The organism is Bacteroidales bacterium (genome assembly GCA_016707785.1).
Lineage (GTDB): Bacteria > Bacteroidota > Bacteroidia > Bacteroidales > UBA4417 > UBA4417.
Genome location: JADJGZ010000058.1, coordinates 37,107 through 53,617 on the forward strand (window position 1 = coordinate 37,107; position 16,511 = coordinate 53,617).

The following is a 16,511-nucleotide window of genomic DNA, read 5'->3' on the forward strand; positions in this document are numbered from 1 at the left end:
TCTAATATTACCGGCTGAAATGACAAATCAGCCTTATCAGGAACATCCTGCCAGCTTTTGAGTTGGCAGGATGTTTCATTTATAATCTTTATGGTAAGAACCTGTCAAATACTTCGTTTGTTCGCCTTAGGTGCTCAGGTGTCAAAAAAAGTAAAAACTCTATCCAATACTCTGAGAATCATTCTGGATTCTGATTTCTTACTCCTGTATTATATGGGAACAAGCAATTTTAGACAGACTTTAAGCTTATAAAAAAGTAGTATCGATGTATTAGATTAGTAATCAGTGTAATATGTCAATAAAAAAGACTTTTATTTTTATTTAGTCTAATTAAACTTTATTTACATCGAAATGTCGAACTAGAGTAATCAGAATCTATCTTTGATCTATCTACTCCTATTAATTTCTTGGCATTTCTGACACAAACTTATACTGCAGGCTTTTCGATATTCCGGATAAGCTAATAAGTCAAATTATTAACCAGAAACCTAACCCAAATTCTATGAAAAAAATTTACTCTGCTGGCAGGTTGCCAGGATTTATCATTATATTCAATTTCATGCTTTTGTCATTGTACAGCATAGCTGGAATTGAAAATGAATCAGTGATCAGGGGGGAACGTCCTCCTATTGATATATTAACAGTGCCTGACGAAGCATTGGAAAAAGGTATCATAAGGATCAAATTCAACAGATCTCAGGAAATGTTCCTGGATCAGACAAGCCCTTCAGCGGGACCTGGCGGTATCATCCAGTTTGGAATTCCGGCCATTGATCAATTAAATGTTCAGTTTGGTGTTACAGCTGTGCAGAAGTCCTTCAATGCAGCCTTACAAAACACAAAATTTACTGAGCGTCACAGGCAATGGGGATTTCATCTCTGGTATGACCTCATAGTCCCACAGGGTGTTGATGTAAGAAACATGGTTTTGACCTATTCTGCTTTTACAGAAATAGCGTTTTCAGAACCTGTATATAAAAAGCATCTCATCGGTGCTGATCTGAATAATATTAGTACACCATCCAATCCATCTGGTGGAACTTCGCTGAATTATACACCCAATGATCCAAGGTACAATGAACAATGGCATTACAATAATACCGGTCAACAATCAGGCACTACAGATGCAGATATTGATTTACCTGAAGCATGGGATATCACAAGGGGAAATAACAATGTGATAGTTGCGATTATTGATCAGGGCATAGAATATACCCATCCCGACCTTGCGGCAAATATGTGGCCTGGAATTGGTTACAATTTTGTAGATAACAACTCAACCATTGTACCAGGTGATCATGGAACCCATGTTGGAGGTACAATTGCCGCGAACACTAACAATAGTGCAGGTGTATCGGGAATTGCAGGAGGAGATGGAAGTGGAAATGGTGTTAGATTGATGTCGTGCCAGGTATTTATCGGAAGTTCCGGTGGCAGTGGATTTCACACTGCTTCTATCTGGGCTGCAGATAATGGCGCATCTGTTTCTCAGAACAGCTGGGGATACAATTCTGCTGGTTTCTATGAGCAGGTGGTCTTGGATGCTATTGATTATTTCAATTCCAATGGAGGTGGTAGTGTGCTTACTGGTGGCATCACCATTTATGCAGCCGGAAATAGCAACGGTTCCGGCAATTATTACCCCGGATATTACAGTGGCACTCTGGCTGTTGCTGCTACCAATAATAATGACCAGAAATCATGGTACTCCAATTTTGGTAACTGGGTTGATATTTCAGCACCCGGAGGAGAAACCAATACAGTTGCTGCTCGTGGAGTATTGAGCTGCCTGACATCCGGCAGTTATGGTTTTTACCAGGGAACATCTATGGCATGCCCACATGTCTCTGGTGTTGCTTCACTTATTATCTCTCTTCTTCCAGGTGTTTTGACATCAGCAGAATTAAGGGATATCCTTGTGAATACTACCGATAATATTGAATTACTGAATCCTGACTATGCCAGTCTTATGGGTAGCGGAAGGCTTAATGCCTACCAGGCCCTACTTATAACACAGCAGTATATTATTCCGACAGCTGCTTTCTCTGCTTCTTCTGTAAATTCTTGTACAGGTTCTTCTGTTACTTTCACTGATCAGACCTTAGCACCAGTCACCTCCTGGTCATGGAGCTTTCCCGGTGGCTCACCATCCATTTTCTCCGGACAAACTCCACCTCCGGTTTATTATGCTGCTAACGGCCTCTACGACGTCTCCCTTACGGTTTCGGATGGAATCACTACCGACACTGAAACCAAATCGGCATATATAGAGATCAGCCCGGTAATTGCTAATTTTTCAGCTAATACAACCACTGTTATTGAAGGTGGAACTGTCATTTTTTCTGACCTGTCGGATTGCAGTCCTGAAACATGGGTATGGTCTTTCCCCGGAGGCACTCCATCCTCCTACTCAGGCCAAATTCCACCTCCGGTAGTGTACACATCTTCCGGAAATTATGATGTCAGCCTCACAGTTACGAAAGCTGGTGATACAGATACGAAGACTGCAACTTCTTACATTAAAGTAGAGCTGCCTTTCTTTAATATGACGAATGGTAGTTTTACAATTTGCAACGGGCAGTTTTTCGATTCCGGGGGATCAACAGGTTATTACGCGAACGATGAAGATTTAACAATTACTTTCTACCCCGCCTCCTCAGGTGCTTCGATTGAACTCAATTTCACCAGCTTTAACATTGAGCTCGACTACGATTATATGTTTATCTACAATGGCACTTCCATAGCTGACCCACTCATTGGAACTTATACCGGGAATGCAAGCCCCGGCACTGTAGTGGCAAATAATTCTGCAGGAGCATTAACAATTCGTTTTCTGTCGGATTATGTTGTTACCACTTCTGGATGGTCAGCGAACATCATTTGCAACAATGCAGCACCTCTAGCTGACTTCACTTCAACAAACACGACGCCAACTGTTGGAGAAATCATCACACTGCTGGATTTGTCCTCAAATTCTCCATCTGCCTGGTTATGGAACATTAGTCCGGCAACCAGCAATTTCCTTAATGGCACAGATCAGTCATCACAAAATCCCCAGGTACAGTTTTTAGCGGAAGGTTACTATACAATTTCACTTACAGCAACAAATAGCAGTGGCTCCAATAGTTTAACCAGAACTGATTATATCGAAGTTTCTGTTGCCGCTTCTTGCATTCCGGAATACTCTACAGGCTCAGCATCAGGTGATTTTATCTCTTTAGTGCAACTGGAAGAGATCAATAACTCAAGTGGGGCAACACCCTCTCCATCTTATACCGATTACAGCACCCTGACTGCGAATCTAACGAAAGGTGCATCGTATACAATCACCCTCGTAGCAGGGACCTATACTGAAGGGAATAACATCTCTGTCTGGATTGATTATAACCAGAATAATCTGTTCGATCTTTCTGAAAAACTTGGTAATGTCACTCTCACAGCCTCTCCTTCAGCAGGAACCATCTCTTTTATTGTACCACAAACTGCCATAACTGGCACAGCCAGAATGAGAGTGCGGGAGGTATGGGCAATTTCCGACATAGACCCTTGCGCTTTTTATTCATATGGTGAAACGGAAGACTACCGCGTTCAAATTTCACCTGTAAACTATTGTGAACCGAGCTATAGTTCTGGGACAGGGTCTGGTGATTACATCTCATTAGTCCAACTGCAGGAAATCGATAATGCTACAGGTCCTTCTTCTTCACCCTACTATACCTATTATGATGCAGTTACAGCCGAGCTGACTCAGGGGACTGAATACTCTCTTACTTTGAGTGCCGGAACCTATACAGAGGGAAACAATATGATGGCCTGGATTGATTTTGATGGTGATGGGAACTTCGAAGAAACAGAAAAACTGGGATTTCTGAGTTTACCCTCTCTTCCTGACATAGGAGTTATAACTTTCACCGTTCCTGTGAGTGCTAACCCAGGCTTATCCAGGCTACGTGTTAGGGAAGTATATTTCTATACCGATTTCGGGCCTTGCGATGCAGCTATATATGGAGAAACAGAAGACTACCCGGTAAATATTTCAAATGCAGCAAAATCTCTCCAACTCAATGTATTCCTTGAAGGATTGTATACCACTGCAGGAATGATGAGCCAGGCAAACAATGAATTCGGTCCACAGGTCGGACCTGGAATAGCGGATCAGGTAACACTTGAATTCCACAATGAAACAGATTATTCCATCATTGAGCATTCTGTTTCTAATGTTGACCTAAGTACGAATGGCCAACTGAACCTTGAAATCCCAGGCACACTCACAGGTACCTATTATGTGACTATCCGTCATAGGAATAGCATCGAAACCACTACAGCCACTCCGGTTTCCTTTGCCGGAACAGCTACAAATTACAGCTTTGATAATCCATCAAAAGCTTATGGTAATAACCTTGTTTTGAAAGCAGATGGTAACTACGCTTTATATTCCGGAGATATTTCCCAGGATGGAATCGTCGATGGTTCCGATATGGCTGCAGTTGACAATGCCAGCACCATAGTATTAACCGGATATGTTGCGGAAGATACCAATGGTGATGGTTTAGTGGATGGATCAGATATGGCTTTAATCGATAATAACGCTACTATGGCAATTACTGCTATTCTGCCATGATTCGCTTTTCCTGATTAGTGAATTCACCAACTTATGAAACAACCTGCAATCCAAAAGAATTGCAGGTTGTTTTTTTATCTTCATAGATTCTTTATGGTTATCATTCATAATCTTCATTATTGTATTTTTGACGTCAAATCTCCTACTATGCGACGTACTTTCCTTTTAACAATTCTTTTAACGACTTCATTTTTCATAACCATTGCACAAGAAACAGCCCAATGGCGTGGGCCAGAAAGAAACGGACTCTATTCTGAAACAGGCCTTCTCAAAACCTGGCCTGCAACCGGCCCAACCCTCCTCTGGCATTTTGATGAACTTGGAGAAGGACATACCTCTGCTGCTGTTACTAAGGATAAAATATTTGTTGCCGGCACCATCAATGGGGTCGGTTACATCTTTGCCCTGAGCCATGAAGGAAAGCAACTCTGGAAAATGAGGTTTGGCGAGGAATGGACTGAAAACTGGAATGGAGTTAGATCTACACCGCTCGTTCACCAGGGTAAGGTTTACATCATGAGTTCCTTTGGAAAGCTGGTATGCATGGGGGCTGAAAGAGGAAACATCATATGGACAGTAGATTTGTTTGCTACCTATGGAGGCCAGCAGATTGAATGGGGGGTAACAGAGAACCTTCTGATCGATGATGAAAAGCTGTTTGTTACTGTTGGAGGCACCAAACATAATATCATTGCTCTAAATAAAGATACAGGTAAACTAATCTGGACTTCTTCAGGCAATAGTGAAAAGAGTGCTTATGGCTCTCCGCTGCTGATCAGTTTCCCCGGACGAAAGCTATTGGTCACTATGACAGAGCAATCCTTGCTTGGACTCGATGCTGCCACCGGAAAGAAACTATGGCGACATGAATTGGTCAATACCTATGGTGTCCACCCAAATACTCCTATCTACTCAAACGGGAATTTATTCATCACAACCGGTTATGGAACAGGCGGATATATGCTAAGATTATCAGCTGAAGGAAGTATTGCAACTAAAACCTGGTCAAATGCCACACTCGATCCTAAAACCGGGGGCATTGTACTTTTAAACGGTGTGATCTACGGATTTGGTGATAAAAACCGTGGTTTTCATGGTGTTGATTGGGCAAGTGGTAAGACCGTTTTTTCTGATAAATTCAATCAGAAAGGTGGAAGCGTGATTGCCGCTGACGGAATGCTATTTGCCTATGATGAATCCGGTGAAGTTGCATTATTGCAGCCCACTTCAGGAGGCTTCAAAAAAACAGGATCCTTCAAAGTCCCATTCGGCGCAGCTCAACATTGGGCACATCCTGTAATTTATGGTGGCAAACTCTATATCAGGCACGGGGGCTCTCTCATGGTTTATAAAATTAATTAGTCAATTTGAAAATTCGACAATTTGAAAATTCGACAATTTGAAAATTTGAAAATGGGACATTGGCACTTTGGAACATTGGCACTTTGGAACCTTGGACACCAGCACCCAGCACCCAGCACTCAGCACCCAGCACTCAGCACTCAGCACCCAGCACCCAGCACCCAGCACCCAGAGCCAAAGGCTTCCCTTCGGCACTCAGCACTTAAAATACCAACCTACTTAATGAACACAAAATTCACCACACTCCTCGCTTCAAGCCTGTTATTGCTCTCATCATCACTTTATTCCCAGGCACCGGCTCAATGGCGCGGCCCTGAGCGTAACGGGCACTACCCTGATAAAGGCCTCCTGACTTCCTGGCCTGCCTCGGGTCCTGAAATGGCCTGGTCAGTGGAAGGAATTGGGAAAGGGTATTCAACAGCCGTTTGGGATGGACAGCAATACTATATCACAGGCATGAGCGGGAAAAATGATATGCTTACCGCCTTAGGAGCTAAGGGTGAAATCCTCTGGCAAACCTCCTTCGGCCCTTCCTGGACAGAATCTTTCCCTGAAACCCGTTGTACTCCCATCCTGGAAGATGGCAAAGCCTATGTGATCAGTGGCAGCGGGCATCTGGCATGTATCAATTCTTCTGATGGAAGCATAGCCTGGAGCTTCGACGCAAGAGAAAAATTTAAAGGCGCTTTTGGTGATTGGGGAGTGTGTGAATCTCTCCTCATCTCGGATAATAAGTTGATTTATACGCCTGCAGGCCCTCTTACTACCATGGTAGCTTTGGATAAAACCAACGGAGAAACCCTGTGGATGAGTGAAAGCCTTAATGACACATCCGCTTATGTATCCCCCCTCTTAGTTGAGTATGGTGGGAAAAAGATGATTGTTACAGTTATCAACAGTTACTTCCTTGCTGTAAATGAAGCAGATGGTAAAATAATCTGGACCTACAATTATGCAGCCCTGAAACCTGAAAAAGGATTGGAAATCTGGCCTGGTGCACCAAAAACCAATACAATCACTCCTCTGTATCACGATGGGGAAATATACATTACCGGAGGCTATGATCATGTGGGTGCAAAATTCAAACTTGCTCCTGATGCCTCTTCCATTGAGTTAATGTGGATGGATTCCACCCTCGATTGTCATATGGGTGGGGTAGTTTTGCAGGATGGGAAAATCTATGGCTCCAACTGGCTTAACAATAGTGCAGGAAACTGGTGCTGTATCGACTGGGCGAGCGGTATAACCGCATATGAGTCGAAGTGGAATACAAAAGGTGCCATTATTGAAGCGGATGGACTTTTATATTGTGTAGAAGAGAAGAATTCAAATGTTGCCCTGGTGAAACCTGATCCTGAAAAGTTTAACATCATTTCAAGTTTTAAAGCCCCAAAAGGAACAGGTCCTGCATGGTCACATCCCAGTATTTACAACGGTCATCTGCTTGTAAGAAGAGGAGATGCCCTCATGGCTTTTAAACTCAGGCCATAATACATACCGTTTGATTTGTGCATTTTACCGATGGATTAAATACATTCATCTATTCATTTTTCTTGTATACTTTAACACTTCTACATTTACCTTGTAAAGGTCTCACAGCTTCATTGTCCGAAAAAAGGTTTAATTTTCTCTCTGAAACTGAATTCATCACAAACCCCTTCAATATGAGTGTAATATGAAAAAGTATTTGTTGATTTCCTTTTTATTCTGTCAATAACTGTTTTAATTATAGCTCAAACAGTAAACCAGTTCCGAGGTCCTCTCAGGGATGGGAAATTCAATGATACCGGTTTATTGAAAAGCTGGCCACAGGAGGGTCCTTCATTGCTCTGGGAAAACAATTCTGTTGGCAACGGCTATGGCTCTCCTTCTTTTTCAGGGGAAACCCTCTACATCAATGGAGAAACAGACAGCATAGGATATCTCTATGCACTTGATAAAAATGGAAAGGAGTTGTGGAAATCAACCTATGGAAGAGAATGGATCTATTCCTTTCCTGGATCCCGCTCCACTCCTACTGTTGTTGGCGAGCAAATTTATGTAGCCTCAGGTATGGGAAATCTCTGGTGTTTTAATAAAGCTGACGGTAAAAAACTATGGTCAGTTATGCGAAAAGAGCTTCACGGAAGGTTCACATACCACGGTCATGCCGAATCTCCTCTGGTAATTGACGATATGGTAATCCTGGTTCCAGGGGGAAAGGACACTAATGTGGTAGCCCTCGACCGAATGAATGGATCAATTAAGTGGATTAGTAAAGGGATGGGAGAATACCCTGGTTATAATTCACCCTTGCTGATTCAGCTTCCCGCCAGGAAAATAATCGTCACTTTTACTGCTTATCATATGCTGGGCATTGATGCTTCAAATGGAAATTTACTCTGGTCACATGAACAGATCAATCTCCCCAAAGAAGAACGCAAACATGGAATGGGCGATACTCACAGCAATACGGCTCTCTATGATAATGGTTATATATATTATATTGAAGGTGATGGCAATTGCGCTGTAAAGCTCAAACTCTCCCCGGACGGCAGCAGCATCGAACAGGTATGGAGAAATCCTTTCATTGATAACTATATGGGTGGTTTCATAAAGCTGAATGATCGTATCTTCACAGCGAGTGATTCAAGGAAAAATCTCCTGTGCCTTGATGCTCAAAACGGGCTCATTATCGACTCACTCAAGGTGGGCAGTGGTGCAGTGATTTGGGCTGATCAGCTACTGTACTACTATAATCAGCGGGGTGAGGTAAAACTTATCAACCCGGAAGGTAAAAAAATGGAAGTGCTTAGCTCTTTCAAGATCAGTAAAGGGACTAAAGAACATTTCGCCATTCCAGTGATTAATGCAGGAATCCTGTACATCAGGCATGGCAAATCATTACTGGCTTATGACATTAAAAATCATCAATAATACTATCTTTTCATGAAGTCATCGCGCTACATCCTTACACTGGTTTTCACAACCACATTGTTAATTCAAATGTTCGCTCAACCGGTAGCCCAATTCCGGGGCCCTGAACGTACAGGTATTTACCCGGTAACCCAACTCCTAAAATCCTGGCCTGCAGACGGACCTGCTCTTCAATGGCAAGTGGAAGGCGTTGGAAATGGATACAGTTCTCCGATTATTTCCGGCAACATGGTATTTGTCACTGGAGAAATAGACAGTATTGGCTATCTCTCAGTCTTCGACAGGAATGGCAAGTTGCTTTGGAAAAAAGAGATGGGTGATGAATGGATGGAGAACTTCACAGGTTCCAGGTCTACTCCTACCCTGGTGGGTGGACAACTTTACCTTTGCTCTTCCATGGGGAAAGTGAGTTGTCTCGAAAGCACCACAGGAAAGGAAATCTGGTCAGTGGACATGATCAAAGACCTTCATGGTATTAATGTCAGGTTTGGTTATTCGGAAGGTCTTCTGGTTGATGGTGATGTGGTGTATTGTTCACCCGGAGGACCGGATACCAATATTGTTGCATTAAACAGGCATACCGGAAAACTTATCTGGAAGTCAAAAGCCCTTGGAGATTCAACTGCTTACTCATCTCCGATTCTTATACCACATCCCTCAGGTAAAATCCTGGTGAACTTTACCATTCATAACATGATTGGACTAAATGCCTCAACCGGTGAACTGTTATGGTCGGTACCGCAAAACCTTGAAAGGGATATCCAGGCATGTACTCCTGTTTATGCTGATGGTTTCCTTTATACAGTGAATGGCAGCGGTTCCGGGGCGGTAAAATATGCGATTTCTTCCGATGGTAAAAGCATTAAAGAACTGTGGCAGAATCCGAAGGTTACTGATGTCCATGGGGGATTTGTCATTTTTGGTGATCATCTCTATACCTCAATGTATAGGCCCAGACGATTCTGTAGCGTAAATTGCGAAACCGGAATCATTACCGATTCATTGAAATTCGATAAGGGCGCTATTATTCTTGCCGACAGTATGCTCTATTGCTATACCGAAAAAGGAATGGTTGGATTGGTGAAACCCATGGATGGGAAATTGGAATTGATCAGTTCCTTCAAGTTACCCGTTGGCACCAAGGAGTTCTTCACTATTCCGGTTATTGAAGGTGGTACCTTGTATATAAGGCATGGCGATGCTATGCTGGCATATAACATCCGTAAGGATTCTTTTTAAACCCATTCTGAATTAGGTATCATCCTCATTCGGGTGACTTTTTCAAGTATTTTTATCATTGAAAATCTCACCATGCTTCGTTCACTTCTGCTGAAATCCATCATTCCACTTTTCGCCCTGGGAGCGAGCGGTTTACTTATTTGGTGGCTGTTGCATGATCCTGTGAAAGCATTAAAACCCTCAGTACCCGGAATGGACAACCGTGGGAAAGGAGTGAAAGCTTCCACTGAGAATATTGTTATTGGACAAGATTTCACTTTTTTCAAGGATTGCCCGGATATCCCAAATACCCGCTGGACTCGTTTCAGGGGAGCAGATTTTGACAATATCTCAAAGGAAAAAATTCCATTAATTAATTCGTGGGGAACAAAAGGACCGAAAATTTTGTGGAAGAAAGCATTGGGAGATGGCCATGCAGCACCCGCTGTTTATGATGGAAGAATTTATCTCCTTGATTATGATGAGAAAAGCAAGTCTGATGCTTTACGCTGCCTCTCACTTCTGACCGGGGAAGAACTCTGGAACAGGCGGTATAAAGTTCACTTAAAAAGAAATCATGGACTTTCCAGAACCATTCCTGCAGTTACTGAAAAGTATGTGGTAAGTATAGGCCCCAGGGGACAAGTGATGTGTGTGGACCGAAAAAAAGGGGACCTTCTGTGGGGAATTGACCTGGAAAAGGATCTGGGTTCAGAAGTCCCTTTCTGGTATACGGGACAATGCCCTTTAATTGATAATGATACGGCAATTATAGCAGCTGCCGGAAAAGCGCTTTTGATTGCCATCGATTGCAAAACCGGGAAAAAAGTCTGGGAAACACCCAACCCTTCGGCCTTGAAAATGTCGCATTCATCGGTGATGCCCATGACTTTCAAAGGAAAAAAGATGTATGTATATTGTGCTATAGGTGGTATTTGCGGAATCTCAGCTTCAGCCCCGGATCAGGGAAAAATCCTCTGGGAAAGCCGGGAATTCTCCCCTTCAGTGATTGCACCTTCCCCTTTGATTCTTGACAACGGAATCATCCTTGTTACGGCAGGTTATGGAGCAGGATCCGCTATTCTCCAACTGCAGGAAAAGGCCGGAAATTACACAGCAAAAGTTCTTCGTAAATTTAAACCTGCCGATGGAATTGCCTCCGAACAACAGACACCTATCTATTCCAATGGCTTTGTCTATGCTATCCTGCCTAAGGATGCCGGGGAAATGAGGAACCAGTTTGCTGTCTATAAAGCGGAAAATCTTCAGAAAGTAATTGGAAGCAGTGGCAAAACAGTCAGGTTTGGACTGGGTCCATACATTCTTGCAGATGGAAAATTCTTTATACTGAATGACGATGGAGAGATAAGCATCGCAAGAGTTGAAAATGGAGTATTCAAATTATTGGATAAGGCACGTATCATCGACGGCCAGGACTCATGGGGGCCTTTAGTCATCACAGGAGGATACCTGCTGATGAGGGACTCCAAACAGATGGTATGTATTGACATAAAGGCAAATTAGAAGGTAAAAATGAAACAGAAAATCATCATTATCGGAGCATTGGTCTTACTACTTGTCCTGACAGGTTATATGGTGAAAGATTTCTTTTCATCCTCTCCATCAGGGGAGAATCCATATGACCTTAAACTCGACTCCTTGCGCATTGCTGATACCACTGCACCATTATTTGAAGAAACTGCCAGGTACTCTCCTTTGATGAGTGATATACATTGTATTGCGACAGATAAATCGGGGAACATATATGTCGGCGGAACCGATACTCTGCAACTAATGGACCCCAAAGGCAAATCTGTAAAACTCATTCTTCTGAAGGGAAATTATACCAGTTTATGCATTGATGACAGAAATATGATCATTGCAGGGATGCAGGATCATATCAGGATGATTGACCCCGTTTCAATGGAGGCAAAAGACTGGGATTCTCCCGGGACTGATACTTACCTGACTTCCGTTGCAGTTCACGGAGATGATATTTACGCTGCGGATTTCGGAAGTAAAAGTATCATCCGTTATAATCGCTCAGGCAAGGTAATCCGCAGAATAGGACAAAAGGATCCACAGTCAGGTGTCCCGGGAATTATCTTACCCAGTCCGTATTTCGATGTTGCTGCAACACCGGAAGGGAATATATGGGCTGTTAATGCCGGGCGACATCAATTGGAGAAGTATGATCCTGATGGTAATTTATTAATCAGCTGGGGCACACCATCAATGGGCATAAAAGGGTTTTGTGGTTGCTGCAATCCTTCTCATTTTACACTTTTGCCTGATGGCTCATTTATTACAGCCGAAAAAGGCATTGAAAGGATCAAGCTATATGATAAGGATGGGAATTTCGAATGCATTGTAGCTTCTCCTGATTCATTTGAAGAAGGAACTACAGGACTTGATTTAGCAATCGACAGATCAGGGCAAATTCTTGTACTCGATCCTATGCAAACTAAAATACGGGTATTCCGACTGAAAAACACCATTTCCAATTCACATTAAGTATGCAGGACAGAAGAAAATTCATACATACATTCGTCAGAGGAGGGCTATTGACAGGAGTAACCCTTCTGGGCGGGTTTCTCGTTCTGAGGGATAAAGACGGGGAATTTTGCGGGCTGGATGGTCATTGTTCAAAATGTGACAAATCCTCAACCTGCAGTTTATCCCCTGCTGCTCATTTCCGTCAGTCAGTATGGCAGCTAGACCCTTCCAAGTGCATCCAGTGCGGACGTTGTGCAACTGAATGTGTAATGACCCTCTCTGCAGTGAAATGCACCCATGTTTATGCCATGTGTGGTTACTGCGATCTGTGTGGAGGCTACCTGAAACCGGATATCAAAACGATTTCCACTGCTGCCGAAAACCAATTATGCCCGACGAATGCCATCAGGAGGAAGTACATCGAAGAACCTTTCTTTGAATATGAAATTGATGAGGCACTTTGTATAGGGTGTGGAAAATGTGTAAAAGGCTGCAGTGCATTTGGCAATGGCTCTCTTCAATTGCAGGTGAGGCATGACCGCTGCGTCAACTGCAATGAATGTTCCATTGCACGAAACTGTCCGTCAGAAGCTTTTAGCAGGGTACCTGCATCCAGCCCATATTTATTAAATGGGATTGACCAGGACTCAACTAAGAAAATCTGAATCACAATTCATCCTGTAACCCCAGCCTTTAGGCTGGGGATCATCACCACAACAAAATCACGGCCTTCAGGCCTGACTTATTGAATGAAAATGAACTAACAAGAATAATACATAACCCATTTACTGCTTTTATTCTTAAAATGAAGAAAACGCTGACCTTGCTTATCCTCATCTGCCTGAATTTGTTCTTTTCATGGAATGCATTCAGTATTCAGCGATTTCCAAAGCCTGAATTCGAATCTGGTTATACCCAGCCGGATACACTAATGCCTTCAGCCAGGGCAGAGATTCTCGCCTACATGGATGTGGCAGTATTGATATTAGCACTCTCATTCATCAGTTGGCTGGTCCTGAAAAAGAGATCCCGCAAGGGCGTTTTCTGGACTTCTATGTTTTCTCTCATTTACTTCGGTTTTTACAGGGAGGGATGTGTATGTTCAATCGGTGCCATCCAAAACGTATCACTGGCATTATTCGATAGCTCTTATACTTTACCGGTCACAGCCCTCGCATTTTTTGCCATTCCATTGATATTCACCCTATTTGTTGGACGAACATTCTGTGCAGGAATATGCCCCTTTGGTGCAATGCAGGACCTGGTCGCATTCAAACCCATGAGTATTGGAGTCAGACTGAATGCCATCCTGGGGCTTCTCCCCTACCTCTACCTTGCCCTTTCCATCTTATATGCAGCAACCGGCACTGACTTTATCATCTGCCGCTACGATCCCTTTGTGGGTATCTTCAGGATGAATGCCTCATTCGGTATGTTTGTATTTGCAGGCGGATTGCTTATCAGCGGCATCTTTATAGCCCGCCCCTATTGCAGGTTTCTATGCCCTTATGGAGTGCTGCTGAACTGGTTCAGCCGGTATTCCAGGAGACATATGACGATCACCCCGGCACATTGTATTCAATGCCGCTTATGTGAAGGATCCTGCCCTTATGATGCAATTGAAATACCTGTTACAGAGACTAAAAATCATGATAATACCAAGCAAAGGCTCAAAAGGCTTATTATGATGAGCTTTATTATCCCATTGCTTATGGTAGTAGGAGGTTATACTGGTTACCTTCTTCATGAAACATTGGCCGGAGTTCATTCAAAAGTCAGACTGGCTAATCAGGTTATCAATACAGAAGTATCACCTCTGAAAGCTGAGACCTTCGAAATTCAGGCCTATAAATCATCCGGTAAAACCCAGGCCCAGGTGCTCAAAGAAGCCGGAATTGTCCTTTCAAAATTTAAAAAAGGAAGCATTATCCTTGGTGGGTTTATCGGACTCCTCTTTGGGCTATTAATTGCCGGAAAATTATTGAAAAGGCACAATCCGGATTATATACCACATAAAGGACGTTGTTTTAGTTGTGCAAGGTGTATCGACTATTGTCCTGTTAAAGCTGAGAACTGATATGGAGATATTCAGGCCTTCGGAAAAAACTATAAGGATACTGCAGCAATTGGCTTTGGCAGCCGGGTTGTTTGCGTTCATCCTTTGTATTCTCATCCTGGTTAATTTCTACCAGTTAAAACGAGTTGATCCCTTGAATTCACCTGCTATGAAGGTGATGATTGAAAGGTTAAATAACCATCCGGAAGATGAGCAATTGAAACAAGAAATCAGGGAATTGGACTTATTGGCAAGAAAGGCATTTTTCGCTAACCGATGGCAGATCAAAACAGGAGGATACTTATTGGCTTTCAGCCTCTTGATAGTTGTCATCAGTCTGAAAACCATTGAACTATGGCGAATAAAGCATCCGGAAATCCCTATGAGTAAACCGGGTTCATTCTGGGATCAGCGAATGCTCAATATGCGCTGGGTAACCTATTCCGGGATCGGGTTGATTGCTATTTCTTTCCTTGTGGCCTACCTCTCACATCAACAGCTGGGGGAACAAATGGATAGAATGGGCCTGAAACCAGCTCAGTTAGCAGAGGAACAACCCTTCCAGCAACTAAATACTTCAGCTTCGGATTCCAACCTATTGACCGGAAAGGATTCTTTAGCAGCTGCTGATTCTTTGGTTTCTGAAGCCCAGGGTGCAATCCCAACCCAAAAGGAAATTAATGAAAACTTCCCTGCTTTCAGGGGAATTGGAGGAAATGGTACTTCCTTCCATAAAAATATTCCTACAAAATGGGATGGCAAATCAGGGAAAAATATCAAATGGAAAACAGCTATACCCTTGCCCGGATTTAACTCTCCGGTCATATGGGGCAATAAAGTTTTCCTCACCGGTGCCAATACGACTAAGAAAGAGGTATATTGCTTCGACCTGGAAAATGGGAAAATTTTATGGATAACTCCAATTGCTAATATTCCCGGAAGCCCGGCAGGTGCTCCTAAAGTAAATGGAGAAACCGGCTATTCTGCTCCCACAGTTGCAACAGATGGAAGAAGGGTTTATGCAATTTTTGCAAATGGCGACCTTGCTGCTCTTGATATGGATGGAAAAGTGGTATGGTCAAAAAACCTTGGACAACCTAAGAATCATTATGGGCATTCTTCTTCCCTGCTCGTTTATCAGGATTTACTCCTGGTGCAGTATGACCAATCAGGAAATGGAGCTGTGATGGCATTCAATAGTCTCACCGGTAAGCAAGCCTGGAAAACTGCCAGGGATGTAAAAATTTCCTGGGCCTCACCAATCCTTGTCAATACAGGATCAAGAATGGAGCTGATCCTTCTGGCAGAGCCTTATATGATCTCTTACAATCCCTCAAACGGGAAGGAATTGTGGCGGGTAGACTGTATCTCCGGAGAAGTCGGGCCCTCTGCTGCTTATGCCGACGGAATTGCCTTTTCAGTGAATGACTACTCCAAACTGGCTGCAGTGAAAGTTGGTACTCCCAATTCTATACTTTGGGAGAATGATGAGTATCTGTCTGATATACCAAGCCCTGTAGCTAATTCAAAATATGTTTTCCTGCCAACAAGTTATGGAATGATGGTTTGCTATGATGCCAAAACAGGAAATAAATACTGGGAAAAGGATTTCGGAACACCCACCTATTCTTCTCCCATGCTGGTGGATGGAAAAGTTTTTCAATTAGATAAAAAAGGGGTGATGCACATTTTCAGTCCGGACAAAGCATATCAATCCATTAGTGAGCCCCAGTTGGGAGAAGGATCTGTCTGTACACCGGCTTTCAGTGAGGGACGCATCATCATCAGGGGGGATAAGCACCTGTATTGCATCTCGAATTAATTTCAAGAAAAAGCGTTGAA

The 16,511-nt window shown here is 43.1% G+C and carries 10 protein-coding genes; all 10 read left to right on the top strand.

The features are described from left to right. Positions 1 to 502: 502 nt before the first annotated feature. A complete protein-coding gene (locus IPH84_19345; protein MBK7175313.1) occupies positions 503 to 4,621 on the top strand; it encodes a S8 family serine peptidase in 4,119 nt (1,372 codons plus the stop codon). Positions 4,622 to 4,768: 147 nt separating this feature from the next. Further along, complete coding sequence (locus tag IPH84_19350; protein MBK7175314.1) at positions 4,769 to 5,983, top strand: PQQ-like beta-propeller repeat protein; 1,215 nt, start codon at positions 4,769 to 4,771, stop codon at positions 5,981 to 5,983. A gap of 222 nt (positions 5,984 to 6,205) precedes the next feature. After that, positions 6,206 to 7,474: a PQQ-like beta-propeller repeat protein gene (locus tag IPH84_19355; GenBank protein ID MBK7175315.1), complete on the top strand. Its 1,269-nt coding sequence runs from the start codon at positions 6,206 to 6,208 to the stop codon at positions 7,472 to 7,474. Positions 7,475 to 7,777: 303 nt separating this feature from the next. Further along, positions 7,778 to 8,899: a PQQ-binding-like beta-propeller repeat protein gene (locus tag IPH84_19360; protein ID MBK7175316.1), complete on the top strand. Its 1,122-nt coding sequence runs from the start codon at positions 7,778 to 7,780 to the stop codon at positions 8,897 to 8,899. A 12-nt stretch (positions 8,900 to 8,911) separates the two neighbouring features. Continuing rightward, positions 8,912 to 10,138, top strand: a complete 1,227-nt coding sequence (locus tag IPH84_19365) for a PQQ-like beta-propeller repeat protein (GenBank protein MBK7175317.1) — start codon at positions 8,912 to 8,914, stop codon at positions 10,136 to 10,138. A gap of 72 nt (positions 10,139 to 10,210) precedes the next feature. Then, entirely contained in the window at positions 10,211 to 11,641 is a 1,431-nt protein-coding gene (locus IPH84_19370; protein ID MBK7175318.1) for a PQQ-like beta-propeller repeat protein, read from the top strand. 9 nt (positions 11,642 to 11,650) lie between these two features. Then, positions 11,651 to 12,631 carry a hypothetical protein gene (locus IPH84_19375; GenBank protein MBK7175319.1) on the top strand — a complete coding sequence of 327 codons (981 nt, stop codon included), beginning with the start codon at positions 11,651 to 11,653 and terminating at the stop codon, positions 12,629 to 12,631. Between the two features lie 2 nt (positions 12,632 to 12,633). After that, positions 12,634 to 13,278 (top strand): 4Fe-4S binding protein, encoded by a 645-nt coding sequence (locus tag IPH84_19380; protein ID MBK7175320.1) that lies wholly within the window; start codon positions 12,634 to 12,636, stop codon positions 13,276 to 13,278. Between the two features lie 140 nt (positions 13,279 to 13,418). Next, positions 13,419 to 14,690, top strand: coding sequence for a 4Fe-4S binding protein (locus tag IPH84_19385; protein MBK7175321.1), 1,272 nt, complete (start codon positions 13,419 to 13,421; stop codon positions 14,688 to 14,690). Position 14,691: 1 nt separating this feature from the next. Then, the gene (locus tag IPH84_19390) at positions 14,692 to 16,491 is read left to right on the top strand and encodes a PQQ-binding-like beta-propeller repeat protein (protein ID MBK7175322.1); all 1,800 of its coding nucleotides are present in this window, start codon (positions 14,692 to 14,694) and stop codon (positions 16,489 to 16,491) included. Positions 16,492 to 16,511: the final 20 nt, after the last annotated feature.

Bases quoted from the DNA above. Each gene is read 5' to 3' on its own strand.
- IPH84_19345 (MBK7175313.1), top strand. From the start codon at position 503: ATGAAAAAAATTTACTCTGCTGGCAGGTTGCCAGGATTTATCATTATA.
- IPH84_19350 (MBK7175314.1), top strand. From the start codon at position 4,769: ATGCGACGTACTTTCCTTTTAACAATTCTTTTAACGACTTCATTTTTC.
- IPH84_19355 (MBK7175315.1), top strand. From the start codon at position 6,206: ATGAACACAAAATTCACCACACTCCTCGCTTCAAGCCTGTTATTGCTC.
- IPH84_19365 (MBK7175317.1), top strand. From the start codon at position 8,912: ATGAAGTCATCGCGCTACATCCTTACACTGGTTTTCACAACCACATTG.
- IPH84_19370 (MBK7175318.1), top strand. From the start codon at position 10,211: ATGCTTCGTTCACTTCTGCTGAAATCCATCATTCCACTTTTCGCCCTG.
- IPH84_19375 (MBK7175319.1), top strand. From the start codon at position 11,651: ATGAAACAGAAAATCATCATTATCGGAGCATTGGTCTTACTACTTGTC.
- IPH84_19380 (MBK7175320.1), top strand. From the start codon at position 12,634: ATGCAGGACAGAAGAAAATTCATACATACATTCGTCAGAGGAGGGCTA.
- IPH84_19385 (MBK7175321.1), top strand. From the start codon at position 13,419: ATGAAGAAAACGCTGACCTTGCTTATCCTCATCTGCCTGAATTTGTTC.
- IPH84_19390 (MBK7175322.1), top strand. From the start codon at position 14,692: ATGGAGATATTCAGGCCTTCGGAAAAAACTATAAGGATACTGCAGCAA.